Consider the following 25,882-nt stretch of genomic DNA (forward strand, 5'->3'; position numbering starts at 1 on the left):
TTCCCGGGAAGAGCTGAGCACTAATGGTGAGAAGCCAGATTAATGGTTTGTCAGCATTGCCAATGCATTTTCTCGACAGATTTCATCTTTCCTTTTTTCAGAAAGTTTCAATTCGGTAAAGAGTTTTTCAGTAAAATCAAACCAGGCTTTCACATTCATTTGATTTGTCTGGCCTAAATCTGAACTGTACATTACTTTGGGCACATCACATAAAACCTCAGTTAAATCCTCCTTGCTCTGATGCCCTAAAAGATATGTCAGCAAGGTTTGCTCTATCCAGACGAAATCATGTCTGGCTATTTCCTTTAATTCTTGAGCTTTCAAACCCATTAAAGGATGAGCCGGCTGATTTAATAATAAAGCTCGCACATTGTATTTGATGCAAGCATCAATGAGTTGATAAGTCTCCTCACGTGAAGCATGTCCTGTTGACAATACAATGGGGTAATCATTAGCCATTTTCAGAACATCAACAGCTTTCTTTTTTAATTGCGAATCTTCATTAAATAAAGTTTCTGCCTGCAATAACTCACTCCTTAAAGAAGGATAGACGAGTTGTCTTTGCAGACGTGACTGAAATTGACGGCCGGTTATGGTGGGAAAGTGCACAATCATATGAGCTTTTATCAAAGGCTTGTAAGCGGCCAAAGCCTGGATAATAACGCTGGGTTCAATTCCTCCGGCTACAGGATTCAAGACCAAAGAGGGCAAAACCGGCAAACCCTGGCTTTGACAGAGGCTGGCCTGGACACTGGTGCTGCATAAATGACTTTTTAACACAACGGCAGCGTCCTGTGCCTGGTAGTGTTTTCCTGCCTCAATGGCATTCAAGCGCCGAAGATACAAATCAGGTTCAGCGTGATAATGAATATCAATAAGACTATACTCATTTAAAGCTTTCAATTATTCTTTCTTCCCCTGCGACAACCAGGGTTTATCGTAACCATACTCTTTCCTGGCTTGTTTTAAACTGGATCCAGCTTTAACCGCCTCAACAATTTTCTGCTCGGTCTGCTGAATGTTCTTCGCTTTGTCGATAATTTCATCAATTAGCTGCACAGGAATAACAAGCACACCGTTATCATCAGCAAAAATAATATCACCAGGATGAATCTTCACATTGTTAATCACCACCGGTACTTGCGCAGCCGATTTATGGACTCGATTTTTTCCTGAGCGCATGGTGTAATTTTTACAATACACAGGATAACGGTATTGGCGAATCAATTCTACATCCCTGATAGCACCATGAACCACCGTACCAGAAATCCCCCTCTGCAATGCAGTCTGAGTCAAAATATCACCCCAAACTGTACAATCTTCACGCCCCTCATTATCAATGACAATCACCGAATGAGCAGGAACTTCGTCAATATAGTTGGCAGCTCCTTTAAAAGTTTGGGTATTTTTTTTATAGGGAGCATATTTTATGGTATAAGCAGGTCCCACAAGTTTTGTGTTGCCTGTCAATGGTTTAATACCCGATAAGGCACCTTCTACCCCACATGAGTCCAGTGCATCTGAAATCTCTGTAGAACTGAAAGCCAATAATTGTCGCCATTTTTCGCATTGCCCCATTTCCTGATTCCCTTGGTGGCTGTACCGACATTTATCCATAATAGCCTCCGCCATATCCTGTGTGCTGGCATGCCCGCCCTGATCATAAGTGAGAAAACGCCTTTCTTTGACGACCATTTTAACGGATGTTTTTATGCGTTCAGCTTCTTCACTAAAACCCAGATGCTCAAGCATCAGGCCGATGGTTAAAAACATCGCTGCTGGATTGGCCTGATTAGTTTTAAGTCGTGGTGCACTGCCGTGAACAGGTTCAAAATAACAGTACTTTTCTCCAAGATTTGCGCTCGGTGCAAAGCCAAGCCCGCCCATCACAGCAGCGCCTACGTCCGATAAAATGTCGGCAAACATGTTTTCCGCCACGATGACACCAAATTCCTCAGGGCGACGCACCAACCACAAGGCTACCGCATCCACGTTCAGAATATCCGCTTTAATATGTGGGTACTGATGAGCTTCCGTCTCAAACAACTCCCTGGCAAAAACGCTGCTGTATCGAAGAACATTCGGCTTATCAGCCAAGGTGACGCGTGGCATATGATGTTTATCGGCATAGCGGAAAGCAAACTGAAAGATACGCGATAAACCTTCATATGTCTGCAGGCGGAGTGAACAGCTTAGTTCATTTTTTGCAATGTCTTTCCATGCCTTCTCTTTTAAGATAAAACGGTGTAATTCCTCCGGTAAAGGATAATAATCAAGACCTGCATACAAACCTTCTGTGTTCTCCCGAACAATGCAAAAATGAAAGGATTTATCCTCTTGCAAACTGAAACAAGGCCTTAGGTTAGCATACAAATCCAGTTTCTGTCTTAGCTGAAGGATAGGAGAGACATACTGCAGGTTCTTTTTTTGCAACTGTTTCGCTAATTCCTGTTGAGCTTCACGCTGTGGCTTACTGGTAACAGCACCCAGTAAAACTGCATCTGCCTTTTGGATTAGCTGCCAGGTTCTCTCTGGAAGCGCTGTGCCTTCCTCCTGCCAAAATGACCAGCCTATGTCTGCAAAATGCAGCTTTACCGGTATTTTAAGAACCTCAAAAACAGGAAGAGCGGCTTTCGTGACCTCCATTCCAATACCATCACCGGGTAAAACAACGATATCTAGCTTATCCGAGGTCACGACTTAATCTCTCCAGAATGACCCTTTGACAAAAGACAGGATTATCTTGCAGTACTCGCATGCCAGCCATGGGAACACCCATCAAACATCCTGTTTTTGGAGTCATCACGTTTTTCTCATTGACCAATTGAGAACATTCCCCTATCAGATGCAAGTGCTCAACAGGATTTTTCTTCAAGATCGGTCGAGAATCTGTTTCAAGGACACGATTTAAACCGAAAATCAAACGTTCAGCCGCTACATCCCTGTCCAGATCCGTAAAATCAAATGAAGGATGATCAGTGGATAAAAACACGTCCTGGTACAGTACCTTTAAGGCCTCATCTAACTGATTTTTTTCACAAAGGGAAACAACCTTACCTAACTTCGCATGTAAAGAGACATCAGCAAAACTCGGAGTTGAGAACAGAATAATGGATTTTTTTACCGATTCAAACAGAGCAAAACTTTGCTGCAAAATGACACCGCCAAAAGAAAAACCCATAAATGCATCATAGCAGTGCAAGCGATCTTCAAGATAACTTTTCCACCATTCATAGTAAGCTTCCTTGGACTCATCATTCATAATCACAAGCGAATCCAGATAATCCAGCTGATAATGATCTTCCAGAAACATCAGGTTTTTTGCGATGGCCATATCCGATGCTTGCGGTGAAACAGGGCCTATCACCAGTATTGTCCTTTTTTTCATTGGTATGTTACTCTTTTTAGTCCGGAAGTATATTTGAATATTGCCCGCCTTCTTTCAGTTGCTTGAGTCTTGTTGTCGAAAGATCAGAAATACCCCGAATAAACTCATCCATCTCAACCGGTTCATGACCAATGTTAAGATGCTCGCGCACATAATTGGCAGCAACGAGAATAGGTTGCAATTTGTATTTTCTATTTTTCATAGCGTGCATATAGGCTGTGAAAAATTCCGTTTTCAAGTTTCCTGTCCCCTTACCCATGCCTGAAAGGGAAACATCGATGTATTTTACGCCAGCCTCAATTGCCGCCAGCGCATTAGCTTGCGCCAAACCCAGATTATCATGGGCATGAAAGCCAAAAGGCATAGGGTATCGTGCGGTATACGTTCTGTAAATAGAGTCAATGTGATGCGGAAACAAACTGCCGTTGGAATCGGCAAAATAAGTCATATCCGGTTGATGTTGATGAATGAGTTCAAGGACAGCTTCCAACTCCTCTGGCTGGTAATGGGAAATATGAATTAAATTGACAGAGACTTTTAAATCCATTTCTTTGGCCATATCAATGAGCGGACAAGCCTCTGCATGCTGTCCTTTAGCCACACAGATTCTCAGCAGATCCACTCCACATTCTTTCAGTTCCCGAAGATCGCGCCTAGTGACATTCTGGGGATGAACCATGATAGCGATTGAGCTGTTTTTGATGAGTGAACGACAAAAAAGAAGATAGTCTCTCGCACAGATTCCAGCTACACCAAGACATTCAACAGGAGGAACATAGCCATTTCGATAGCCTACCTCAATATACTCAATACCAGACTTATCCAAAGACGTTAAAATAATCTGCAATGATTCCTTATCAAAATCAAAATTGTTTCGATGCCCACCATCGCGCAGGGAAACATCCAAAATTTGTATTGTATTTATCATAACTGAATCCATTGCCCTTTCAGTCAACTTAAACTTATATTAGTCTTGATACTATATTATACAGTATGACCAAAAAAGACAGTAAAATAAAGCTTCTTACATAGACATGGGTTTGTCGATGATGATAAAGAACAGATAGATAGGAAAAAGGATGACGAAAAATAAGTTTGCGTATGATTTTCCGGCTAACCGGATTGGGATCACCAACAAGTGGATCTTCATGAATCCTGATGCTCGGGCTATGATTAACCTCCAGAATTACTCCTCTCGATGATTCCAGAGGAATGCCGATGTCTTCACATTCTATATCGACTCCCACCAGCCCCAGATTTAACAGCTCGGCAATACGAGCCATTAACTGTCTGTTTTTCCTACAGATACTCCTGGTTTTTAATGCTGTAAATGAACCACCTCTACTGGCATTGCTTGTATAGCCCAGCTTGATTTTCTCTTTTTCCTTCGGAATATAATCCAGTTTAACTCCCTGTTCCGCCAGGCGGAAATGACATTCTTCGTCTATGCGAATAGGAGCTAAGATCTCATTTTTACTGCGTTTTTGATTAGTCAATTCTATCAACTCTTGAATGTTATGTTGTCCATCCCCGATAACATGAGCGGGCTCACGAAAAATAACACCAATGACACGTTTATCAAAAACCAGAATACGGTACGATTTTAACTGGCCATGAAACTCCTCAATGGATACAAAATCATACGATTTAAAAAGTGTATCCAGATACGCTTTTAACTGCTCAATGTTTTGTACATTACACAAAACTCCTCGTCCTAATCCATCCAGGGTAGGCTTAACGACTATAGGAAATTGCATGCTGGATATTTTTTCTTCCCATACACCATATTTGTACTCGGCAATGTACATCATTGCGGCCTTAGGCACAGGTATAGCCGCTTTTTCCAATATTTTATTGGTAAAATATTTATTTTCTGCCATTCTTGCGCTGCTTAAATTGTTAAAGCAGATATCACGAAAATAAAAATAAAAATTTCTTTTACCCAATTTCAACCGAAACCCTTCTACCCCGTTAATCTGTTCAACAGGCAGGAAATAATGCTGTGCACTTTTATAATAATATTCGGTATTTTTATCCACTGATATTCCTCTATACCATCTACTAAACAGCAAGTCCTATTCAAGGAATCAAAGCCATTTTGCCACCAATTAGCCGCAGTTACCGCAGAATTTTCCCTTCAGGAGTATTTCATTGACACTATACCAGCGGGTTGCTAGATTTAAAATGGGCTTAGGATTTTCAAACTACGGATTTTTTCCACAACGGAGTGCAGAAGATGTCTACACTTAAACATACCCAGGAACAGCTTGACGACCTGGATAAATTGGGCCTTAATACGGGACCTATTATAGTCCTTACGTTATTACAATATCGAGTAGAAGCTGATTATAGTGAACATCCAGAACAATCACCCTGTTCCGGACGCGAGGCTTATGGACGTTTTATTCAACTTGTCTACCCTATGGCTGTCAAATTAAATGCAAAAGTTGTGTTCAGGGCTCCAGTTTTACACCATTTAATCGCACCCAAAGAGGAAAGATGGGACGATTTCAGTATCGTCGAGTGGCCAACAGTGAGTCGATTTAAAGAATTATTAACAAGCGAAGACTATCAGTCCATTACCTTTCATCGTTTAGCTGCACTTGAAAATTCGCGAGTTTTAGTTTGTGAACGGGAAGCCGGTGATGCCTATGGCAGGGTATAGCGGTATTTCGCCCGTCTTATAAAAAACAGTATCAAATTCACAATCCTATGAAAATAAAAATTCTTGGTACCAGAGGTGAAATTGAACCATCCGCCCCCTATCATTCTCATCAATCAGGAGTATTGGTTGAGAATAAATTATTATTTGACTGTGGGGAGTCTGAATTTTTACAGTATCATCCGGATGTTATTTTTATTACCCATCTTCATCCTGATCATGCCTATTTCGTTCGTGAACCTGGAAAAGAAGCGGACATTAAAATTCCTCTGTATGCTCCAGAAACATTCAAAGGTAAGGTCAATGTCCAGGTACTTGACTGTAAAAAAGAAATCGATTCATTTGAAATCATTCCCATTCCAACCCATCATAGCCATAAAGTAAAGTCACAAGCCTACTTGATTAAAAAAAATAAAGAAAAGATTTTATACACAGGCGACATGATTTGGATTAATAGGGAGCATCATCAGCTTCTGACTGATCTCGATTTAGTCATCACTGAAGCCAGCTTCATTCGCAAAGGCGGCCGGATTTCAAAACATAAAGAATCCGAAAAACTATATGGTCATACCGGCATACCGAATCTACTAAAATTTTTTAATCCTTTTACAAAACATATTTGTCTGGTCCATTTTGGTAGTTGGTTTTATAAGGATATTGAAAAATCGAGAAAAAAACTAAAAGAATACAGCAAGGCATTCAATATACATATTCATGTCGGTTACGATGGAATGGAATTAAATACCCAAAAACTTGAAGAATAATCCTGCATTTATTGACTTATGTTATTAATGCGCAGTTCGAAAAGCGTTTTTCCTGTCTCAAATTGGCCTTATTTACTCATGTTACGCAGCACAGTATTTTTTAGAAAATTTGGGCGCATTTTGGAATTTTAAAGCGCAGTTTACATGGAGTAAATGAGCATTTAAAATTCCAAAATGCGCCCAAAGATGCAAAAAAGACGAAGCTGCGTCACATGAGTTATTTATCAAAGCAGGATAACTGTAAGGGCCAGCAAAAAAACCACTAAAAGACTCACTCTGAAATATAAAGCCGTATGACGATTTTCATATAAAACTTTAAGATATAAAAGAGGATGACGATAAATATAGCTACGTATGATTTTACGGGTTACTTTAACAGGATATCCCGCCATCGGATACTCATGAATTCTGACACTGGGTCCATCATTCGCTTCTATAATAATACCTTGCGAAGTTTCAATGGGTATATTAATGTCAGTGCATTGAACATCAAACCCTACAAGCGTTATATTGAGCTCATTTGCCGCCCGAATTAATAATCGACGATTCTCTTTACAAATTTTATTCCCCAAAGAACAATAAGTTCCACCTCGAGATGCATTGCTGGTGTACCCTAATATAACCGACTCATCTTTTTTCGGCACATAACTTAAATCTAAACCCAATTCATTAAGCCTGATCTCACATTCCTCATCCACTGTGATAGGACTTAGCGTATCACTGATGGTAAGGCGTTTATCGTTCGTGATATCGATAAGTTCTCTAAGCGTGTGTATACCATCTCCACACACCTCGGCCGGATAACGTTGCACAACACCTATAACCCGTTTATTGAAAATAAGAACTCGGTAGGAATTCAGATTTCCGTGGAACTCTTCAATGGTCACAAATTCATAATAAGGCAAGTTTTCATCTAAATATTTCTTTAACTGCTCTAAGGTTTGTATATTACACAGCACATCCCGACCCAGCTTCCCTAGTAAAGGTTTAGCCACAAGCGGAAAAGACAATTTCGATATTTTTTCTTCCAGCATTCCTTGCTGATATTCGCTAATATGTAAGGATGTGGCTTTTGGGACCGGAAACCCTGCTCTGTCCAGAATACGATTCATGCTGTATTTATTTCTTGAGGCGGCTATGCTGCCGCTGTTATTAAACGGAGCACCAACGCCACTAAAATAATAATGTTGTTTGCCCAGGTTCAATCTGAAACCGTCTATCTCAGGAATCACTTCAACAGGCAAAAAAAACTTTAATGCTGTTTCGTAATAACATTTGGCATTTCTATTTATACGCAAAGCGTCTGAGGAAATTGTTACATAGCTATATAACAGTTCTTTTTTCTTAGTCATACATCTCCCAAACAATCATCACGAAACAAGTATCTGTAGAGTTTTTTCAGAGGCAGACAGTTCATGCAGCATCATAAAAAGAGTAGATTATACATAAAAAGGACAGTTAACCTGAGTCCCTGGAAGATTGTAAAAGATCAGCTTCTTTTTCTACGGCATCGCTGTGACGTGCCTGTTGCTGAATATCAGACGCTTCATTGCGCAATTCACCCTCAGCATGGGTTGAAACACTGTCTGATTCCTTTTCTTCTTTAACTTTTCTTTTTGCAGGGGCTTTATCTTTTTCCCGAAGCAGTTGAACCGGGAGTTTATCCTCAAAACTTAAAACCATTTCCCTTCCTGGCATGAAAATATCATTCTCCTGGAAAGCACGTTTCACCAGACGTATGGCTGATGATTTAACCTTCTGCCAATTGTATTCATTACCATTGAACCAGAATAAAATGCGTAAATTTACCGTTTCAGGTGTCAACTCCGATACAAGAATTAAAGGCTCCGGTTTGCTTAAAATGGCAGGATGTTCAATTAACACCTTTAAAGCAATTTCCTGTGCAAAAGAAACAGACTCATCATAACCAATACCGATAATAAATTCCTCCCGCCGATTCGGACTGCTCGTATAATTGAAAATGTTTGATTTGTAAACCGTGGCGTTTGGAATCTGAACCACCTGGCCTGTCAGAGTGATCAAAATCGTGACACGTATCGTTAATTTTTCAACATATCCAGTCACATCTGCAATTTCAACGAGATCGCCGTTATCAAAAGGACTTTGAATGCTGAGCAATACACTGGCCAGAAGATTTTCGGTTATATCACGAAAAGCTATACCGAGAATAATACCTAATACACCTGTGCCTCCAAGTAAAGTCAGAGCAATGGTTGTCCATCCCATAGTCTGTAAAACAATATAAAAACCTATGAGAAAACAAAATAAAGCTACACCTCGAGCAATAACATCCGTTAAAAGCGGATGTAGTTTACGATAATGCAAGGATTTTCGTGTGGAAGCAGAAACAAGCTTTGCAACCAGCCAGGTGATGATAAGCACTAACAGAGAAAGAGCGAGGAAGGGCAAGGCTCTGACTAACCCTTGCCACTGCTCTCTGAGCACAGTAGTCACCTGCTGTCGAATGTCCCAGGCAGAAGCGCCTTTGATTTGAATTTTATTAACAACAGCCACCACATCCTGAGTTTTTCTTGAAAGAGCCTCAGCCCATTCTTTATATTCTTCTTTCTTTGTTTCTCCCTGTAAAAAAACAACCCCATCATCGACGCGGATATCCAACTTCCCATACCACTGGGTGGCATTCATGATGTTCTCAAGTCGTTGACGAATTTCCTCATCACGAGCTGAAGGGATAATTTCCACCTTTTCCGGAACATTGGAGATCTGCTTTTCCACCGCATTTTGCTCTTTATTTACCGTATTTTTTTGAGCAAAGACAAAAGAATGACAGCTGACAAAACCGACAAGCACTACAGTAAAGATATATCGATAAGCGTGTTGACGAATCACCCCTGGCTGGTAAGTCATTTTTTCTTCAATCTCCATTTAAAGAACGCTCTAACCCATGCATGTCCTGTTTTATCGATTAAATCGTATTCTTTGGCAAAAATAAAAGTTATCCTATCCTTATTTCACATGAAGTTGCAAATGCTTAAGGTCTGTCGACAATTAGATTTTCGACAGACCTAGTTATGGTGAATGACGATAAGGAGATGAAATGTCAAATCACAAGGAATGGCCGGCCGATAACTATGCTATCGGTTCTTATATTCAGTCCACTGTGGCTGATCAGTATTTATCTTATCTGGATTTGAAACCTACGGATAATGTTTTGGATATCGGTTGTGGCAACGGTAAATACAGCCAAAAAATTCTGCAAAAAATACCTCAGGGAACATTATTAGGAATTGACTCCTCAGAAAACATGTTAAAACTGGCTGAAAACGTTGCCGAGCGTTACTCTAATTTTAACCTGCAAAAAGATGATGTAAATTCCATGGATTTTAAGGAAACATTTGATTATGTCGTTTCTTTCTGGTGCCTCCAATGGACGTCTGATATTCACCAGGCTTTTGAAAACATTTTTCTGGCTTTAAAACCCGAAGGAAAATTACTCACTTTGTTTCCCACGGGAGATGACCCTTTTATGACGACTTATCAGGAGGTAAAAGCGTCCGGTCAGTTTCCTGAGCTTAAACATTTCCACCCACCTGTGGACTACAGCAAACTTAAGAATCTTGGAAATCAAATAAAAGATATCCCTTTTACATCATTAACCGTTGAACGCCACCAGGAAAGCATTCTTCTCCCCTCTTTGGATGTCTTTCGTAAATTTGTAAACGGCATTGGTTTTTATCAAGGACAGATCCCGGCTGAGCGAATTCCGCTGATCAATGAGGCGATGGTCAACGTTTTTGAAAAAGAATGTCAAAGAAAATATGCGGGCGAATATCAATTTGCCTTTTCCATTTATTTTATCAGAGGTGAAAAATAACAAACAAAATATCAGATCTCATGGTACAGTCTAAGTTTTTGGATAACTCCAATCCCCTCTTTTTATGGAAAGATAAATGATGAACGTAGCAATAATCAATAGCAAGTGATACACATCATTATCAAATCGCCATTCAACGGGTATTTCACGCCCGAAAAAAAGTTGACTGCTCTCACGCAGGACTATCCAGATAATGTTGGCAACGATCACAGCGATAAAACCAAAACGTGTCCATTTTTCTGAATACAAAGCGGCAAGCAGATACACTGTAATTAATAATATGGCGATATAAATAAAATGATCATCAATAATAAAACAGCCTATGAGCAGCAAAGAAAAAATCATGGTCATGGCTCTTAATATTTCAGGCATACGCATGGCATGGATAAGCAAATAATTATGCAATATGACGCCCATTGCGATAGCTAGCCATAAGTTACTCACATATTCATTTCCACTTAAATAATGGACGAGAACACCAAGAACTTTCAGAAGAAACACCACAAAAAAGAAGGAAACAATACATCCCGTAAACCGCTTGTTTCCTTTTTGCCACTGCCAGAAAGCAAGTAAAAAGTAGCTTAAAAGAAACAGGGCATGCAGGGCATTGGTGAGTGCATTGGTAATAATCGCATTCATGTTTTACTCTTTGACGGGCTTATTTTCTTCGTCTATTAATTTTAGTAGTAATTCCATCTAATGATATCAGCATAAGGAACATGCCGTGAAAAACCAAGGCCGCTTTCTTTTTATCCTCTTATCTGTTTTTTTCATCACAATCGCTCATAGTAAAGAACCTGTTGTTTGTGATAGTAAATACGTCCTCTGCAATGCTGCGCCCTGCCAAGCCATTCCTGGCATGAAAGACCGAGCTTTGTGTACGTGTAGCATTTGGGAGGGGAAAAACATTGGCTACTCTGCTTGTGAGCAACGAAATCCACAAACTGCCCCTTATCAACAGACAAAGCTTTTATCCACTTTTTCCTTTGGAGGGATGCATTATAAATACATTCATTGCAAAGCAGGCACGCCATGGACCAATTGTCTGGATCAGGAGTGTTTCATTGACAAAAATGATCCACGCAGCGCTCACTGTAACTGTAAAATTGAAGAAGGAACCGCTTACGTTACTTTTGCCGGTATGTGTGATATAAATGCCTGTGACAAATCAATGTGGTCGGGCGCCAAAGCGGATGATAACCTTAAATTTATGAATTTATTGAGCAAGGACATGGGCTATGAAACACCCCCCATGAGAGCATGCTTGAATAAGCATAATGAAAACAATGAAGCAAAACATGACTGAAAGAAATAAATCCATTTTAAAGCAGGCTTTTAAAACTATTTTTGAAGAAAATCAGATTGACGACCTAACCGTTGCTGAATTCTTCAGCAAGGATTATCAGCAATGGGTGGATGGCCACCAACTGGATTATCAGGGTTTTCTGCAACATCTCAAGGCTCAAAGGCAAAAAATAGCAACCATATCGATTGAATTTAAATCCGTGGTGGCTGAAAAAAACAAAGTAGCCACCATTCACCAAGTAGAGGCCATCACCCAAAAAGGAAATCTGGTTAAAGGTAAAGTGATTGCTCATTTCACGTTCGAGAACGATAAAATCATATCCTGTGAAGAGTTAACCTTTTTTACTGAAGCAAAAGAAGAAGATAGAGATTTAGGCTCGGTTCGTTAGATTTGTTTCATATATTATAACTCATTAAATACAGAAAACGTTGCAAGGCCCAAAGCTAAAAATATTACTAAGCCTCATTCAGTATAAAGATTCCATTTAGAAAATGCATTTACAAATAATAAATATTGTGATATTTTTTAATAATTAGTCAATTTTTATACAATTTTTTAATGAACCTTATTAGCTGCCCATCAAAGTTAAATGTTCAAAGCTTTGCCCTTTCCTGTGCTCAGTTTTTTTATTTTAGCTTTTTTAGCCACTTGCTGGGCGGCAGATAAGTCGTTTAACGCTCTGACCCCCAGCAAGTTGGGGGTTTTTTGGTATCCTGAAATCCCCGATAAATGTAAGGAGGTCGGAACCAAAAAGAAGGAGTGTGTCCATGAACTATACCGTTATCAAAACATTACCCCCCGTTGAAGATATTATTCAAGCCTTTCCTTTATCCCCCTCTGCTCAAGCAAAAATTCAACAGGATCGCCGGGAAGTAAAAAATATTTTAGAAGGAAAAGATGACAGGCTTCTTATGATCATTGGTCCGTGTTCTGCCTGGCCAAAAGAAGCCGTACTGAAATATGCACAAAAACTTTTAAAATTGAATGAGCTGGTGAAAGACAAGTTGAAATTGATCATGCGTGTCTACATTCAAAAACCACGAACCACTAAAGGTTGGACAGGTCCTGTGAATCAACCCGATATTTTTTCCCCTCCCGACATCGAGGCCGGTATCAAATATACCCGTGACATGATGATTAAAGTTATTGAAATGGGCTTACCCATTGCCGATGAGGCTTTATTTACCCATAACGCCAAAGGCTTTCTGGAATTGCTCTCATGGGTCGCCATCGGTGCTCGCAGTTCGGAAGATCAAGAACATCGCATTTTTGCTTCCGCGCTGGATTGTCCTGTAGGTTTGAAAAATCCGACCCATGGCTCTTTAGCGATTGCTGTAAATAGCATCATTGCCGCACAACATCCTCATGTTGCGGTTTTTGACAGAGATGAAGTTCAAACCCATGGTAATCAATATGCTCATTTAGTGCTGCGGGGAGCAAATCATGCTCCCAACTACTCCATACAGCATCTTGAAGAAGCCAAACGCCAAATGGATAAGCATCATATTCACCATCCGTCTCTGATCATTGATGCCAGTCATGATAATTGCCTTGTCGATGGTAAAAAAGATTACCGTCTACAACCCTCCATTATTTTAAATCTTTTAAAAGATTTAAAATCGAGACCGGATTTAAGAAAACTGGTGAAAGGATTTATGGTGGAGAGCTTTTTGCAAGAAGGCAAGCAAACGGTGAATATAAAGCAGCCAAAGACGGTGGATCTATCCGGATTGTCTATAACCGATCCCTGTCTTGGATGGCAAAAAACGGAAGAACTCCTTCTTCAATTCGCATAATTAACATCAGGATATCATGATGAAAATAAAACTCGGAGTTTCTGGCGACCCTGGTTCCTTCTCGGAAGAGGCGGGTTTAAATTACGCTGAACGTGCCGGAATTGAACCTTCACTGATTCACCTGACCGATATGGAATCGGTTCTTTCCGCCGTAGAAAAAGAAACGGTTGATATGGGAATTTTTCCCGTCGTTAATCTTCATGGAGGATTGGTTAACCCCGCGTTTAAAGCCATGGGACGACATCTTTTTCTCCCCATCGATGAATACTGGCTTGATGTTAAACAATGCCTGTTAACACTTCCAGGCACAGCGATTCATCAAATTGATAATATCGTCTCTCATTCACAAGGGATTGCCCAATGCCGGCACTATTTGAAAGAAAGATTCCATCACATCGAATGGAAGGAATGGATCGATACAGCAAGAGCAGCACATGATCTGGCAAAAGACATTCTTCCTCCAACGGCGGCCGTAATAGCCCCTGAACGCGCGTCTGAAATATATGGCCTGAAGGTCATGGCCAAAAACATCCAGGATCACAGCCCCAATTTAACGGCATTTATTATAGTTAAAAAGTATAACGGTAAAGAAAGTTAAATAAGGATCAATCATGAGCAGCATTGAACAATTAAGACAAAAAATTGAAAATATCGACCACGATATCATTAAGCATCTTGCTCAACGTCAGGAGCTATCACGACAAATTGGCCTTTTAAAATCAAAAGAAGGCAAGGCCATTATTGATCCTGCACAAGAAAAAAAACTGTTCAGGCTTTATGGACAATGGTGTGAAAAATACCATCTGCCGCAAAGTTTTATAAAAAATCTATTCCGTATCATCATTGATTATTCGAGAATGGTGCAAAAAACCTAGGTTCATCTTGTGCAATAAAAAATTTTTGCGAATCGTGTGAATATTGTAAAAATTATGAAAAATTTTCAACTGCAGGCTTTAAAGTCTATAATTTAAGATTAGAATGGGTCATTATCTAACAACGTGAGAGAAAAATGTCAGAGGAAAAAATAGAAAACGCAAAACAACGTGAAAATGAAGAATTTGAAAATGCAAGAATTAAGGCCGCCAAGGAAGAAGAGGCAAGAAGACTTTATGCCTTGCAAGTTGGCAGCCCTAAGCCCGCCATAGAAGAAAAAGAGGAAAAAGCGCTCGATGACGATTATCAACAGATCATTAATGCTTATCAAGAGCAATTTCCTGACAGGCAGCTCGAAAATGATAAAGAAGGACGCCCTGTTCTTCGATTTAACAGTCCCGAGGAAGCCAGTCAATTTTTTAAAAAGATGTCTGATCAAAATTGTAAATTTGCAGCCATTGAAATTACTCCTGATGGCAAGCCAACAGGCAATATGAAAGTGTCCTTTGGCAAGGGAGAATTCTATGAGCCCAAGATTAATCCAGAACACGTGAGTGACTTTCTCACAACATATAATGAGTGGAATAAAGCTAAGGGTGAAGAAAAGGAAGAATTAAAATCTCAGTTGATGGAAATGATGAAACCGGATTATCAGTGGAAAAAGTCTCAGGAAAATCCGGCTAAAGATATGCGCGCCTCTCTGCGAGATCTGCGAGAAATGAAAAGCACTCCTGAGCCTAGTCCTTCTTCTGATTTAGAGGAAAAAGATGAGAAGCAATCTGGCAATACTTTGTAATTCCCATGAGTCAAAAAAGCTATTCACAGGCAATAATTTGTAACACAAATAATTTAAGGCGCCATTCCTTTCTCCTCAAGCGCCTTGAGCGTGTCTGGGTTCTTTTTTAGATCAAGCCCCATCCCCGCTAATACTTCGGGAGTCTTGCTGAATTGAACATCGGCATACTCCACCACCTGTACGCGGTTACCCCATGGATCGAGAAAGTCCAGAAAGGCTCCTTCCAGTATCCTTGCCCCGGCTTTTTCAGCCAGCTCTTTCACTTTTTTTCGACAATCCACCACTAAACCAAAATGACGCAAATTATCTTTTCTCTCCTCGCTGCTTTTCATAAGAGCCAGAAATTGATCGCCCAACTCAATAAAAGCATGCTTTTCACTTTGACCCCGTAATGAAAAATCAAAAATTTGTGCATAGAAGTCCAGAGCTTTTTTCACATCTCCTACTTCAAGAGCCACATGATTAATCCCTACAGGCTTCGGTTTTTCCATTGCATTGCTCCTTATTTTTCATTTTTTCCAACATAATGCCAGGACCAGGCCGCCAGGACCTTCGCTGCATATTCTGAATCCTCCTTTTTCGTTAAAAGATGATCTGCCTTATCCAAACTGATGAAACTTTTGGGATGCTTTGCCGCGCGATATATTTTCTCAGCCTCATGAATAGGGACTACAGCATCCATAGGTGAGTGCATGATGAGCAATGCTTTATGACTTTTATCCTCAATGGTATCTTTATATTGTTTGATATCTTCCAAAAACTGCTTTTTAATTTTAAATTCCCTGGCACCCAGTTTCACCAAAGCTTCACCCTCATGTTCAATTTTATCCAAAGATAAATGAAAATGATGTTTGACATGTTCTGCGTTCGATGGCGCCCCAAGGGTCACGACTGCTTTGACTTCATCGATATATTGAGCGGCCAGCAAAACCGCAGCGCCCCCCAGGCTATGGCCGATAAGAAGTTGGGGGGCCTGATAGGTATTACGAAGAAAATCTGCTGCAGCAACCAAATCCTGAACATTTGAAGAAAAGTTAGCATTGGCAAAATCACCATCACTGTTACCTAAACCAGTAAAATCAAAGCGCAAAACAGCAATTCCTCCTTGGGTCAAGGCTCGTGAAATTCGACTTGCTGCGGCAATATCCTTGCCACAGGTAAAGCAATGCGCAAACAAAGCATAAGCGTAACCACCAGATTCAGGGGTTTCTAATGTTCCACAGAGTTTATTTCCCTGGCTCTCAAATTCAATTTTTGTTCCCATTTTTATTTCCTTAAATTTCAAAACACAAAAACATCCATTATATATTTAAGATAGCAGATGCCAGGCTTATCCTCACTTGAGGGCATAAAAAGCATAAGAATGCTCCGTTTTGTCGAATATGATCATAAAATTCATTTTAAATTAGTGGGTTATTTCCAAACCATCTTGTCTATATTCCTTTTTTTGTGTGGCACAAATTTTTTATTTTCACTTGATTGTAATTGTTAATTTTTTCTTAATCTAAAAGAGGTATTATATTAATTATCAAATAAATTCATTATTTTGTCTGTCGACAAAAACATGACTTCATCGAGGTAAAAAAGATGGCCTTATCAAGAGAAGAGCAAACAAGACTGGCTAATGAATATATGCCTCTTGTAGAAAATTTTGTCGCTCCCGAGCTACAGGTATTCTGGCGCGATGAAGAAAATAAAAAGGCAATTATTCAATGGTGCATTGACAATGACCTTCGTCTATACAATTTGACTGCACTGAAAATAAGTGAAGCGCGCCGGTTAATGAGCGAATTACAAGTTGTTTTTTCCACTGAGCCGGAAAAAATGCTGGCATGGAAGAACGAATTTGAATCTAAATTGCTTGAATCCGACACACAGCTTCGAGAAATGCACCATAGCGCTTATTTAAGCGTGGCCGATCAATATCAAAAAACTGAGGCAGTCTCAAACAATACCTTGTTAACGGTTCAAGATATGAAAGACTTGTTCCGCAATTCCGATTCTTGTGAAGAAATTCTGGTATCTGAGCCATTTTCTCTCACCGAAGCTTCTGTTGAACAAAGAGAAGTTGTGCAACGATTAATTGAAAAAGGGATGCAAGAAGAAAAAACGGTATTTTTACCCGTTACTCATGATGGGCATTGGTTTTATCTAAAGAATGAAAAAATAGATGAAGAAAGAGTCTGGTCAGTGCAGGATTCTAAACCTCTCGATGAACATGAATTGACACCCAGACAAGAGTCCATGCTAGAGGCAAGCATTGATTTCTTGGAAACTGTAGGTGAAGAAGAATATATCGGTGAGTGTGGTGAAAACCTGGTTTTTGAAACCACGGGCGAGCAATTAAATCCTTATGATTGTGGTTCGCGGGTGGTGAATGCTTATCGCAGCATGGTCGATGAAGAATATCAGGTTAAAAGCCATAAAGAAATCCTTGTTGAATTGCTTCAAACGCAGCTTCCAGTAGAAGAGCAGCCCGAAGATATTGAAACGGTCTTTGTGAAGAAAGAATTCATTTCAAAAGTACCCGTAGAGAAAAAAGCAAAACAGGTTATAGAAACGACCGTTTCTGCTCAGGCTTGTGAGGAAAAGAGGCAAAAATACAGGGAGAATGTCTCTGAACTTGTCAATGCTGTGGTAAAAGAAGGGCTGTTTGCTGACATTAAGAATAAACTGGCTATAGAAACGCTCGATTCTGCTGTAGCAGATAAAGATGAAACCGATGAGGATTTCGCCAAACGATTACAGGAAGCCGAATTCAGAAAAGTCGGACTTAAAAGTTAGGAACTGTTAACATTTTGTTTTCCGGATCTCGCTCAAATGCCTACGTGCCACGGTCATATCGTTACCCATAAGTAATGCTATATTAATTTTTCCTTACTTTTGAGATAATGCTGCCTTTTTAAAGGCAGTATTATCCATGGATTGGATCGACCATGAGTATGGTTCCGTGAATATCGGCGATCAACGTTTAAATAAACGAGCAAAAGAGTTATTAAAAAGGTTTAGTGATAAACCAACATCAAGTATACCTGAAAGTTGTAAAGGTTGGTCGGAAACCAAAGCAGCCTATCGATTTTTTGAGAATAATACGGTTACCGCAAAAAAAATTATAAAACCTCATCGCATAGCCACCCTTAAGCGAATTAAAGAACATCCGATTATCTTATTGCTTCAAGACACAACAACGCTTAACTATAGCGGTCAAAAAGAACGTGAAGATATTGGCCCTATTCAACAAGATAACGTGCGGGGTCTTTTTCTTCATCCCACTCTTGCGGTAACGCCCAACCGCGAATGTTTAGGAGTAGTTGACTATGAACAGTGGTCACGGGAAAAATTTACGCATCGAAGCTCAGAAGAACGAAGAGCTGAACGTGATTCAAAAGCAATAAAAGACAAGGAAAGTTACCGGTGGGTCAGAGGTTATAAAAAAGCCACAAAACTTGCTAAGGCAATGCCCGATACTCAATTTGTTTATATTGCTGATAGAGAAGGTGATATTTATGATATCTATCATGAAGCGAATACAGCTTTCGCTAAAGGAACTGCCGATTGGGTGATTAGAGCAACATTCGATCGTTCTATTTTGGATGAGAATCAACCTAAAAAACGCAATAAATTAAAAACAAGCGTAAAAGCCTCTTCCAGTATTGGAAAAATAACATTTACTACGTCCTCATTTGGAAATAGAAAAAAACGAGAAGTAGCACAAGATATTTATGCAAAAGAAGTGACTTTGCTCCCTCCTCGGGATAAAGCAAAAGAAGGTTTTACCCCCGTTAAAATAACAACAATCATTGCCACAGAGACAAACCCACCGCCTGGAGAGAAAGCAATCGAGTGGACACTTTTAACCAGTGTACCTATATCCAACTTGGAAGCAGCGTTACAAGTAATTCAATGGTACTTATGTCGCTGGCAGATCGAAATTTTTTTCAAGGTATTGAAAAGCGGATGCGCTATTGAAAAATTGCAGTTAAGCAACAAGCAACGATTTGACCCTTGCCTCGCTCTGTATCTTATTGTTGCTTGGCGTATTTTGTTCATGACCATGGTTGGTCGTGCTTCCCCATCATTAAGCAGTGAATGTCTATTTGAGCCCATAGAATGGCAAACCGCCTATGTTATGATCTATGAAAAACCCCCTCCAAATGAACCCCCAACCCTGAAAGATACTCTGAGAATGATTGCCCAATTAGGAGGTTTTCTCGGACGAAAGCATGACGGTGAGCCCGGTCCTATTGTGATGTGGAAAGGTTTACGAACCCTTTATGAATATATTAAAGCGCGTGAAGTATTTACACGCGCTTTTGGACATACTTATGGGTAATGATATGGCCACGGTACGTAGGCATTTGAGCAAATCGTCAACAAGCGCTAGCCTATTGATAGCATTTACTTAAATTTCATGTTTTGTGTATAGTGTACTCAAGAGCCGAACTGCTACCCCTGCTCTATCCTCTGAATTACCTTTTATGTCTTCTTCTGTTATTATAAATAACCTCAACTCGACGAGTTGAAACTATAAAATATGACTTTTAACTTTAGTCGGTCTCATGATGAGCAAAATCCTGCTGGCAAGCCTGCTTATAATCTTTTCCCTAACCTCCTCTGCTTTAGGATTACATGAAGCTGAGCAATTGGCTTTGCAGCGGGCTGATGAGTTGCGGCAATATGAAAACAAGCATCAAGCCCTCGAAGCCCAGGCCATTGCTGCAGGCCAACTTCCAGACCCTTCCTTAAATATTGCGGCCCTTAACCTGCCTGTCAATAGCTTTAGTCTCTCACAGGAAGCCATGACTCAAATTCAACTGGGCATTCAGCAGGCTTTCCCTAAAGGCCATAGCTTAAAATATCAATATCTCAATTTGCACAATCAGTCCCTGGCAGCGAAATTTCAACAGGAACTGCAAAAAACCATGATCTTAAAAACCTTAAGAGAACAATGGAATCTTTTATATTTCTGGCAAAAAAGCCTGCAAATTTTGCAAAAACAACGAAGAACTTTTAAACAGCTTGAAAAAGTGACTCGTTCACTGTTTGCCAATAATAAAGTACCGCAAAAAGATGTGTTAAATGCCCAACTGCAACTCAGCCAGGTCGATGAACGTCTGATCGATGCACAGCAATCTATCGAAACTACTCAGGCAGAGCTTGCACGATGGATAGGAAAAGAAGCAACACGACGCTTAAATGCTGCATCTCTGGCTACAAAGGGACAACCTGAAAGCAAAGACCGCCTGCAGGAAAAATTAGCCTGCCACCCCATTCTTAAGGCGGAACGCGCAGACATTGCAGCGGCTAGAGATAAAATCCAGCTCAGTCGGCAGGATTATCTTCCTGGATTCAACGCCGGTCTGGCTTATGGTTTCCGTCAGGGAAGAGAAAACATAACGGGCAGAAAAAGGCCTGATTTTTTAACAGGTGTCCTGACTCTCTCGGTGCCTCTCTTTCCTGAAAGCCGACAAGATAAGAAACTTCTCGCAACTCATAAAGAGCTTTGTGCGCTGATAGAAAAACATCATGCAAGTTATAAGGAGCTCTACAAGCAGCTGACAAAAAACTGGATTGACTATCAAAAATCAGAAAAAAAACTTATGCTCTATAAAAACAAATTATTACCTGAAGCAAAACAATATGCCAGCTCCACACTGATTGCTTATCAAAACAATCAATCGGATTATATCAATGTGGCCCAAAGTCATATTTATTTGTTGAATCTGCAATTAAGCGCATTAAAAGAAGAGATAAATCAAAGCCAGGCACAGATTAATCTTTTATACCTACAGGGTCAGTAGAGCATGAAACATAAAGGACTTATTACAATTATTGTCGTTTTTATTTTCGGTATTGCGCTCGGTTATTTTATCCCAGGCCATTATCTGAAAAGCGTGCCAATAGAGTCCAAAAAAGAAAGAAAAATCAAATACTGGGTAGCGCCGATGGATCCCTCTTATCGCCGGGATAAGCCTGGGAAATCGCCCATGGGTATGGATTTGATTCCTGTTTATGAGGATGAAAAACCCACTACGGATCAACAGTCGATAAAAATTTCTCCACGAGTCGTCGATAATCTTGGCGTAGTGACTGCTAAAGTGAGAAAGCAAAGCTTATCACAAAGCATCAATACCGTAGGTTATGTGGTTGTTAATGAAGATAATATCGAAAATGTACATTCCTATATTGATGGCTGGATTCGCAATCTACAGGTTACAGCAGCCGGTGACCCGGTAAAAAAAGATCAAAAGCTCTTTGAAATATACTCCCCCAAACTTATCAATGCCCAACAGGAATTTATCCTGGCTTTAGACAGTAAAAATAAGGCATTGATTGAGGCCAGTCAAAAAAAACTATTGACCCTTGGTTTAAATGATCAACAAATTGACGAGCTTAAGAAGACGCGAAAAATAAAACAACAAGTCGCTGTTTTTGACAAAACAGGCGGCATTTTATCAAAACTGAACATACGTGATGGAATGTATATTACACCCGATAAGGAGCTCATGGTTATCGAGGATCTGTCCAGTATATGGGTAAGAGTGGAAGTTTATGAAAAGCAATCAGACTGGGTGAAACTGCATCAAACAGCCATTGCTTCTTTTCCTGGGTTACCAGGCAAAGAGTGGCAAGGTGAAGTCATTTATATTTATCCTAAACTGGATAAAATGACCCACACTCTGGGGGTCAGGCTGCAGTTTCCAAATCCTGACTTGACCCTGAAACCCAATATGTATGCGACCGTCAGGATTTTTGTCCCTGAGAAAAAAAAGACCTTGACCGTACCGACATCAGCCGTCATCCGAACGGAAGAAGGCTCACACGTGATCATCGCCCTTGGTGAAGGACGTTTCAAACCTCAAGTAGTTACAACAGGTATTGAGTCCAATGGAAAACTGGCAATCTTAAGTGGCTTGTCAGAAGGGGATAAAGTCGTCGTTTCAGGCCAGTTTCTTATTGACTCCGAGTCCAGTTTAAAAGCTGCGTTCAGGCGGTTGGACCCAGCTAAAAAAGAATTAACACCTGACAGAAATAAAATACCAACAACATACAATCGAGGAAAGATTTTAGCCATTGTTCCACAAAAAAACAGGATCATTTTGCAGCATTCGCCTATAAAAGCACTGGGAATGCCTGAAATGGTCATGGAATTACCGGTTGCCAAGACCATAGACCTGTCAGCTTATCATGTAGGTCAGGAGATTGATTTTCAATTATCTGAAGACAAGCCTTATCATTACACCTTGACCAAAATAAGGCCTGTTAAAAATAAGAATGACCGGAGCCTACATGATTAAAGGACTGATTCAATGGTCTATTGCAAACCGTTTTTTGGTGATTCTTTTAAGCCTTTTATTATTTATTGTGGGCGTATTTGCTGTCATTCAGACCCCCGTCGATGCCATACCTGATTTATCTGATGTTCAGGTGATCATTAAAACCTCCTATCCTGGCCAAGCTCCACAAGTGGTAGAGCAGCAGGTCACTTATCCTCTGGCAACCGCCATGCTCGCCGTTCCCGGAGCAACAACAGTACGAGGCTATTCCTTTTTTGGTGATTCCTACATTTATGTTCTTTTTAAAGACGGTACCGATTTATACTGGGCCCGCTCGCGTGTTCTGGAATACTTAAATCAGGTCGCAGGCCAACTCCCTCCTCAGGCAAAACCGCAATTGGGTCCGGATGCAACCGGTGTCGGCTGGGTTTTCGAGTATGCCCTGATTGATAAAACTGGACATCATAATTTAAGTGAATTGACCAGTTTGCAAAACTGGTTTTTAAAATATGAATTACAAACCGTCCCGGGTGTTTCTGAAGTAGCTACGGTTGGTGGAATGGTCAAACAGTATCAGGTTATTATTGACCCTGATAAGTTACGTTCTTATAACCTGACCTTAAATCAAGTCAGACAAGCCATTCAAAACGCCAATCAGGAAGTGGGCGGCTCAGTGATTGAAATGAGCGAGGCAGAATACATGGTCCGAGCCAAAGGTTACCTGGATTCTCTTTCCGACTTCAAACATATTCCACTGGGCGTTAATCAAAAAGGTATTCCTATCGTGTTAAATAATGTGGCCGATATTCGTCTTGGTCCGCAACTTCGAAGAGGAGTGGCGGAATTAAACGGCCAAGGCGAAGTGGTAGGTGGCATTGTAGTCATGCGCACGGGAGAGAATGCTCGTGAAGTGATTGATGCGGTTCAGGAAAAATTAAATCAACTGGCTAAAAGCCTGCCTAAAGGCGTAAACATTGTTACCACTTATGATCGCTCATCGTTAATCACCCGAGCCGTGAACACTTTAAAATCAAAGCTCATTGAGGAAACCATTGCAGTCATTGTGATATGCTTCCTGTTTCTTTACCATTTTCGTTCCTCTCTCATTATTGTTCTGACCCTGCCATTTAGTATTCTTTTGGCTTTTATCATTATGCGATTGCAAGGGATAAATGCCAACATCATGTCACTTGGCGGTATTGCCATTGCGATTGGCGTTATGGTTGATGCAGCTATTGTTATGATTGAAAACACGCATAAACATCTGGAAAAGAACAACGTTACTGAAGAAAATCGCTGGACAATCATTAAAACATCTTCTTTGGAAGTGGGGCCAGCATTGTTCTTTTCTCTGCTCATCATTACCTTAAGCTTTATACCTGTATTCAGCTTACAGGCTCAGGAAGGACGAATGTTCGCTCCGCTTGCTTTTACCAAAACCTATGCCATGGCAGCTGCTTCCATTGTATCAATTACTTTGGTGCCTGTTCTGATGGGGTATTTAATCCGCGGTAAGCTCACCCCCGAACAAAAAAATCCGCTAAATCGTCTCTTGATTGCTCTTTATCGTCCCTTGCTTTTTTTTACCCTTCGTTTTCCCAGAACTGTATTGCTCATTTTGCTGTTGCTATTTCTTTTCACCTTGTATCCATGGCAACACCTAGGCTCTGAATTTATGCCTGAGCTCGATGAAGGTGACTGGATGTACATGCCTTCGAGTCTACCCGGAATATCCATAGGCAATGGAAGGCAGGTTCTGCAACAAACCGATAAACTTATCAAAAAAATACCTGAGGTTGAGACCGTTTTTGGCAAACTCGGTCGAGCACAGACGGCAACTGATCCCGCTCCTTTAAACATGATAGAAACCATTATTCAATTCAAACCCAAAAATCAATGGCGCCAAGGCATGACATCGGAAAAATTGAAACGGGAAATGAATGAAATCGTCCATTTACCTGGTCTGACCAATGCCTGGGTCATGCCTATTAAAGGCCGTATTGATATGCTGGCCACGGGCATTAAAACACCTGTAGGTATTAAAATTTCTGGTGCAGATTTAAGCACCATTCAACGTCTGGGAAAACAACTTGAAGATATTCTGAAAAATATTCCAGGCACAGCCTCGGTATATGCTGATCGTGTCGTAGGTGGTCGATACATCAATATAGATATCAACCGAAGCGCGGCTGCCCGCTATGGACTGAATATTATGGATATTCAACAAATGGTAAGCAGCGCCATTGGCGGAATGAACATTTCCGAATCGATTGAAGGACGTGAACGCTATCCCATTAACTTGCGCTACCCGCAAATATGGCGTAATTCAGTAAACAAACTAAGAACATTGCCCATTACCACTTTAGAGGGACCTCAAATCACCTTAGGTGATGTCGCTGAAATTTCAGTGCTTGATGGACCACCGGTCATTAAGAGTGAAAATGCCCGTTTAACGGGCTGGGTTCTGGTGGATTTAAACACAAGTGATATTGGTGATTACGTTTTGAAGGCACAAAAAATCATCGATCAAACATTAAAACTTCCCACTGGTTACAGCCTGAATTGGTCAGGACAATTTGAATACATGGAACGTGCCAAGGAAAGACTGATATACGTCGCGCCATTAACGCTGTTTATCATTCTGCTGTTGCTCTACATTCATTTTCGCCGGTTATCAGAGGTGCTTCTGGTGATAGGAACACTTCCTTTAGCCTTGATTGGCAGCATCTGGTTTCTTTATCTTCTCGGCTATCACTTATCCATTGCTGTTGCTGTAGGTATGATCGGGCTGGCTGGTATTGCCGTAGAGATAGGCGTAGTCATGCTGGTTTATCTCAATCATGCCTTAAAAGACATTCAACAGCAACAAAAAAAGTTAAAAAAAGAAGATATCCGCAAAGCTGTCATCAATGGAGCACTTATGCGCGTGAGACCCATCATCATGACAGTGTGCTCTACCGTCATTGGTCTCATTCCCATCATGATAGGCAGTGGAACTGGCTCAGAAATCATGCGCAGAATCGCCGCACCCATGATAGGCGGTATGATAAGTGCAACCTTTCTTACCCTGTTTGTGATTCCTGCTATATTTTATTTGTGGAAGAAAAAAACGATGGTTTCTTGATTTTCTTCTCGCCTAACCTGTGAATTAGTTAATATAAAAA

General features: G+C 40.5%; 24 protein-coding genes. 14 read left to right on the forward strand and 10 right to left on the reverse strand.

Annotation, left to right across the window (positions count from 1 at the left end; translation table 11 throughout):
- Positions 1 to 39: 39 nt before the first annotated feature.
- Genes E4T55_RS04545 through E4T55_RS04565 form a run of 5 tightly spaced genes read right to left on the reverse strand, consistent with a single transcriptional unit; the run spans position 40 to position 5,427 of the window.
- Entirely contained in the window at positions 40 to 903 is an 864-nt protein-coding gene (locus E4T55_RS04545; protein ID WP_058502555.1) for a DUF6282 family protein, read from the reverse strand.
- The gene (locus tag E4T55_RS04550; protein ID WP_058502572.1) at positions 904 to 2,646 is read right to left on the reverse strand and encodes an isocitrate/isopropylmalate family dehydrogenase; all 1,743 of its coding nucleotides are present in this window, start codon (positions 2,644 to 2,646) and stop codon (positions 904 to 906) included.
- 37 nt (positions 2,647 to 2,683) lie between these two features.
- Entirely contained in the window at positions 2,684 to 3,388 is a 705-nt protein-coding gene (locus E4T55_RS04555) for a hypothetical protein (protein WP_058502554.1), read from the reverse strand.
- Between the two features lie 16 nt (positions 3,389 to 3,404).
- Positions 3,405 to 4,313, reverse strand: a complete 909-nt coding sequence (locus E4T55_RS04560; protein ID WP_065236018.1) for a beta/alpha barrel domain-containing protein — start codon at positions 4,311 to 4,313, stop codon at positions 3,405 to 3,407.
- Positions 4,314 to 4,350: 37 nt separating this feature from the next.
- On the reverse strand, positions 4,351 to 5,427 hold the full coding sequence (locus tag E4T55_RS04565; RefSeq protein WP_223168297.1) for a UDP-N-acetylmuramyl peptide synthase: 1,077 nt from the start codon (positions 5,425 to 5,427) through the stop codon (positions 4,351 to 4,353).
- 197 nt (positions 5,428 to 5,624) lie between these two features.
- Between E4T55_RS04565 and E4T55_RS04570 the strand changes: the two genes are divergently transcribed.
- Complete coding sequence (locus E4T55_RS04570) at positions 5,625 to 6,053, forward strand: DUF1330 domain-containing protein (RefSeq protein ID WP_058502552.1); 429 nt, start codon at positions 5,625 to 5,627, stop codon at positions 6,051 to 6,053.
- Between the two features lie 47 nt (positions 6,054 to 6,100).
- Positions 6,101 to 6,814 (forward strand): MBL fold metallo-hydrolase, encoded by a 714-nt coding sequence (locus E4T55_RS04575; RefSeq protein WP_058502551.1) that lies wholly within the window; start codon positions 6,101 to 6,103, stop codon positions 6,812 to 6,814.
- A gap of 224 nt (positions 6,815 to 7,038) precedes the next feature.
- Here the strand turns inward: E4T55_RS04575 and E4T55_RS04580 are convergent, their stop codons facing one another.
- Positions 7,039 to 8,166 (reverse strand): UDP-N-acetylmuramyl peptide synthase, encoded by a 1,128-nt coding sequence (locus tag E4T55_RS04580; protein WP_223168298.1) that lies wholly within the window; start codon positions 8,164 to 8,166, stop codon positions 7,039 to 7,041.
- Positions 8,167 to 8,272: 106 nt separating this feature from the next.
- A complete protein-coding gene (locus tag E4T55_RS04585; RefSeq protein ID WP_058502550.1) occupies positions 8,273 to 9,721 on the reverse strand; it encodes a mechanosensitive ion channel domain-containing protein in 1,449 nt (482 codons plus the stop codon).
- Positions 9,722 to 9,893: 172 nt separating this feature from the next.
- Here E4T55_RS04585 and E4T55_RS04590 point away from each other — a divergent pair, with 172 nt between their 5' ends.
- The gene (locus E4T55_RS04590; RefSeq protein ID WP_058502549.1) at positions 9,894 to 10,670 is read left to right on the forward strand and encodes a class I SAM-dependent methyltransferase; all 777 of its coding nucleotides are present in this window, start codon (positions 9,894 to 9,896) and stop codon (positions 10,668 to 10,670) included.
- 30 nt (positions 10,671 to 10,700) lie between these two features.
- Here E4T55_RS04590 and E4T55_RS04595 read toward each other — a convergent pair whose 3' ends face one another.
- Entirely contained in the window at positions 10,701 to 11,309 is a 609-nt protein-coding gene (locus E4T55_RS04595) for a DUF6962 family protein (protein ID WP_058502548.1), read from the reverse strand.
- 85 nt (positions 11,310 to 11,394) lie between these two features.
- On the opposite strand from E4T55_RS04595, the gene E4T55_RS04600 reads away from it, so the two are divergent.
- The 6 genes from E4T55_RS04600 (at position 11,395) to E4T55_RS04625 (ending at position 15,441) form a co-directional block, all read left to right on the forward strand.
- Complete coding sequence (locus E4T55_RS04600) at positions 11,395 to 11,976, forward strand: hypothetical protein (protein ID WP_058502547.1); 582 nt, start codon at positions 11,395 to 11,397, stop codon at positions 11,974 to 11,976.
- On the forward strand, positions 11,969 to 12,364 hold the full coding sequence (locus tag E4T55_RS04605; RefSeq protein ID WP_058502546.1) for a nuclear transport factor 2 family protein: 396 nt from the start codon (positions 11,969 to 11,971) through the stop codon (positions 12,362 to 12,364). Before E4T55_RS04600 ends, E4T55_RS04605 begins: the two co-directional genes overlap by 8 nt.
- A gap of 379 nt (positions 12,365 to 12,743) precedes the next feature.
- Positions 12,744 to 13,772: a 3-deoxy-7-phosphoheptulonate synthase gene (locus E4T55_RS04610; protein WP_058502545.1), complete on the forward strand. Its 1,029-nt coding sequence runs from the start codon at positions 12,744 to 12,746 to the stop codon at positions 13,770 to 13,772.
- A gap of 16 nt (positions 13,773 to 13,788) precedes the next feature.
- The gene (locus E4T55_RS04615; RefSeq protein ID WP_223168299.1) at positions 13,789 to 14,370 is read left to right on the forward strand and encodes a prephenate dehydratase domain-containing protein; all 582 of its coding nucleotides are present in this window, start codon (positions 13,789 to 13,791) and stop codon (positions 14,368 to 14,370) included.
- A 13-nt stretch (positions 14,371 to 14,383) separates the two neighbouring features.
- Complete coding sequence (locus E4T55_RS04620) at positions 14,384 to 14,647, forward strand: chorismate mutase (protein ID WP_058502543.1); 264 nt, start codon at positions 14,384 to 14,386, stop codon at positions 14,645 to 14,647.
- A gap of 134 nt (positions 14,648 to 14,781) precedes the next feature.
- Complete coding sequence (locus E4T55_RS04625; protein WP_058502542.1) at positions 14,782 to 15,441, forward strand: hypothetical protein; 660 nt, start codon at positions 14,782 to 14,784, stop codon at positions 15,439 to 15,441.
- Positions 15,442 to 15,494: 53 nt separating this feature from the next.
- On the opposite strand, the gene E4T55_RS04630 is transcribed toward E4T55_RS04625, so the two are convergent.
- Both E4T55_RS04630 and E4T55_RS04635 read right to left on the reverse strand, forming a co-directional pair.
- Complete coding sequence (locus E4T55_RS04630) at positions 15,495 to 15,932, reverse strand: VOC family protein (protein WP_058502541.1); 438 nt, start codon at positions 15,930 to 15,932, stop codon at positions 15,495 to 15,497.
- Between the two features lie 11 nt (positions 15,933 to 15,943).
- Entirely contained in the window at positions 15,944 to 16,705 is a 762-nt protein-coding gene (locus E4T55_RS04635) for an alpha/beta hydrolase family protein (protein WP_058502540.1), read from the reverse strand.
- Positions 16,706 to 17,028: 323 nt separating this feature from the next.
- Between E4T55_RS04635 and E4T55_RS04640 the strand changes: the two genes are divergently transcribed.
- From E4T55_RS04640 to E4T55_RS04660, 5 genes are all read left to right on the forward strand, one after another.
- Positions 17,029 to 18,225, forward strand: coding sequence for a hypothetical protein (locus E4T55_RS04640; RefSeq protein ID WP_058502539.1), 1,197 nt, complete (start codon positions 17,029 to 17,031; stop codon positions 18,223 to 18,225).
- 136 nt (positions 18,226 to 18,361) lie between these two features.
- Complete coding sequence (locus tag E4T55_RS04645; RefSeq protein WP_058500493.1) at positions 18,362 to 19,774, forward strand: IS4 family transposase; 1,413 nt, start codon at positions 18,362 to 18,364, stop codon at positions 19,772 to 19,774.
- 226 nt (positions 19,775 to 20,000) lie between these two features.
- Entirely contained in the window at positions 20,001 to 21,242 is a 1,242-nt protein-coding gene (locus E4T55_RS04650; protein WP_082636476.1) for a TolC family protein, read from the forward strand.
- A gap of 3 nt (positions 21,243 to 21,245) precedes the next feature.
- The gene (locus E4T55_RS04655) at positions 21,246 to 22,739 is read left to right on the forward strand and encodes an efflux RND transporter periplasmic adaptor subunit (RefSeq protein ID WP_058501006.1); all 1,494 of its coding nucleotides are present in this window, start codon (positions 21,246 to 21,248) and stop codon (positions 22,737 to 22,739) included.
- Positions 22,732 to 25,842 (forward strand): efflux RND transporter permease subunit, encoded by a 3,111-nt coding sequence (locus tag E4T55_RS04660; RefSeq protein WP_058501007.1) that lies wholly within the window; start codon positions 22,732 to 22,734, stop codon positions 25,840 to 25,842. The genes E4T55_RS04655 and E4T55_RS04660 overlap by 8 nt, the downstream gene beginning before the upstream one ends.
- Positions 25,843 to 25,882 lie beyond the last annotated feature (40 nt).

The sequence above is a fragment of the Legionella israelensis genome, assembly GCF_004571175.1.
In the GTDB taxonomy this organism is placed as follows: domain Bacteria; phylum Pseudomonadota; class Gammaproteobacteria; order Legionellales; family Legionellaceae; genus Legionella_D; species Legionella_D israelensis.